Source organism: Pseudomonas sp. R62 (genome assembly GCF_000257605.1).
Lineage (GTDB): Bacteria > Pseudomonadota > Gammaproteobacteria > Pseudomonadales > Pseudomonadaceae > Aquipseudomonas > Aquipseudomonas atacamensis.
In genome coordinates, this window is sequence record NZ_AHZM01000940.1 from 1 (window position 1) to 692 (window position 692).

The following is a 692-nucleotide window of genomic DNA, read 5'->3' on the forward strand; positions in this document are numbered from 1 at the left end:
GAGGCGGTTGATCTCGCGGATCATCTCGGCCTCGCTGGCCCACAGGCTTGGGCGCAGATTCGGGTCGAACGACACGCTGCGTCCGGCGGCGCGCATGCGGGTCATCAGTTCGACGGACATTTCCCGCGCCGAGGCGGATAGCGCTGGAGGAATACCGGTGGCGTGTAAATGGCGGGCGCTGAGCAGGTTGTCGTTGATGGAGTGCGGCGACAGATGACTGGCCGCCGAACCACGGCGGAAATACTCCACCTGCGGGTCGCTGCCGTCGTCGTTACGCGATTTGAACTGGAATCCGGTCGGATAGTTTTTATCGACTTCGACGTGGCTGCAATCCAGACCTTCCTTGATCAGCGTCTCGACCACAAAGCGTCCGAGTGAATCGTTACCGACCCGGCTCAGCCACGCGACGTTGAAACCCAAGCGCGACAAGCCGATCGCGACGTTGCTGTCGGCTCCGGCAATCCGTTTGTGAAACTGCTCGACCTTGGCCAGATCGCCGGTCTGCTCGGCGACCAGCATTGCCATGGTTTCTCCGAAAGAAAGGATATCGATCTCAGACATGAGCAGGCTCCAGGCGCGATTGACCGAGGCGGGCGAGGGCGGCGACGTGTTCGGTGGTCAGTTGCACCAGGTCATCGCCTTGCAGCGGGTATTCGGCGGCGCGCATAACGCCTTGGTCCATGTGCCGCAGC

General features: G+C 61.8%; 1 protein-coding gene and 1 pseudogene. Both read right to left on the reverse strand.

Features of this window, described 5'->3' with window-relative positions; all coding sequences use genetic code 11:
• The coding region (locus tag OQK_RS01245; RefSeq protein ID WP_016770752.1) for a sugar kinase at nt 1-561 on the reverse strand (561 nt) is incomplete at its 3' end.
• A pseudogene (locus OQK_RS29825) lies at nt 554-692 on the reverse strand (AP endonuclease); the annotation flags it as partial. The gene OQK_RS01245 and the pseudogene OQK_RS29825, both read right to left, overlap by 8 nt.